This window comes from Ligilactobacillus aviarius subsp. aviarius DSM 20655 (assembly GCF_001436315.1).
GTDB classification, from domain to species: Bacteria; Bacillota; Bacilli; order Lactobacillales; family Lactobacillaceae; genus Ligilactobacillus; species Ligilactobacillus aviarius.
Window position 1 is genome coordinate 1 of the sequence record NZ_AYZA01000007.1, and the last position, 1,641, is coordinate 1,641.

The 1,641-nt window shown below is 50.2% G+C and carries 1 rRNA gene; it reads right to left on the reverse strand.

Annotated features, from left to right (window positions below):
* Positions 1–9: 9 nt before the first annotated feature.
* A 16S ribosomal RNA gene (locus FC33_RS00890) occupies positions 10–1,572 on the reverse strand.
* Positions 1,573–1,641 lie beyond the last annotated feature (69 nt).

Genomic DNA, 1,641 nt, shown 5'->3' on the forward strand with positions numbered 1-1,641 from the left:
ATTCCTTAGAAAGGAGGTGATCCAGCCGCAGGTTCTCCTACGGCTACCTTGTTACGACTTCACCCCAATCATCTGTCCCACCTTAGACGGCTAGCTCCAAATGGTTACTCCACCGGCTTTGGGTGTTACAAACTCTCATGGTGTGACGGGCGGTGTGTACAAGGCCCGGGAACGTATTCACCGCGGCATGCTGATCCGCGATTACTAGCGATTCCGACTTCATGCAGGCGAGTTGCAGCCTGCAATCCGAACTGAGAACGACTTTAAGAGATTAGCTTAACCTCGCGGTTTCGCGACTCGTTGTATCGTCCATTGTAGCACGTGTGTAGCCCAGGTCATAAGGGGCATGATGACTTGACGTCATCCCCACCTTCCTCCGGTTTGTCACCGGCAGTCTCGCCAGAGTGCCCAACTGAATGATGGCAACTGACAACAAGGGTTGCGCTCGTTGCGGGACTTAACCCAACATCTCACGACACGAGCTGACGACAGCCATGCACCACCTGTCATTTTGTCCCCGAAGGGAAAACCTAATCTCTTAGGTGGTCAAAAGATGTCAAGACCTGGTAAGGTTCTTCGCGTTGCTTCGAATTAAACCACATGCTCCACCGCTTGTGCGGGCCCCCGTCAATTCCTTTGAGTTTCAACCTTGCGGTCGTACTCCCCAGGCGGAATGCTTATTGCGTTAGCTGCGGCACTGAAGGGCGGAAACCCTCCAACACCTAGCATTCATCGTTTACGGCATGGACTACCAGGGTATCTAATCCTGTTCGCTACCCATGCTTTCGAACCTCAGCGTCAGTTACAGACCAGAGAGCCGCTTTCGCCACTGGTGTTCTTCCATATATCTACGCATTTCACCGCTACACATGGAGTTCCACTCTCCTCTTCTGCACTCAAGTCTTCCAGTTTCCAATGCACATCTCCGGTTAAGCCGAAGGCTTTCACATCAGACTTAAAAAACCGCCTGCGTTCCCTTTACGCCCAATAAATCCGGACAACGCTTGCCACCTACGTATTACCGCGGCTGCTGGCACGTAGTTAGCCGTGACTTGCTGGTTAGATACCGTCAGTGAATAATCAGTTACTATTACTCATATTCTTCTCTAACAACAGAATTTTACGATCCGAAGACCTTCTTCATTCACGCGGCGTTGCTCCATCAGGCTTGCGCCCATTGTGGAAGATTCCCTACTGCTGCCTCCCGTAGGAGTATGGGCCGTGTCTCAGTCCCATTGTGGCCGATCAGTCTCTCAACTCGGCTACGTATCATCACCTTGGTAGGCCGTTACCCTACCAACTAGTTAATACGCCGCGGGTCCATCCAAAAGCGATAGCAAAACCACCTTTTACATAATGACCATGCGGTCATCATGGTTATACGGTATTAGCATTTGTTTCCAAATGTTATCCCCTTCTTTTGGGCAGGTTACCCACGTGTTACTCACCCGTCCGCCACTCGAATTTCTTACGGTGAGTGCAAGCACTCGGTGTAAGAAATTCTCGTTCGACTTGCATGTATTAGGCACGCCGCCAGCGTTCGTCCTGAGCCAGGATCAAACTCTCAATTTATAAGTTTGTGACTCGTAATTACTAGCGAATTGACTTCGCAAATGTTTTTGCATTCATTTTCATGAATTG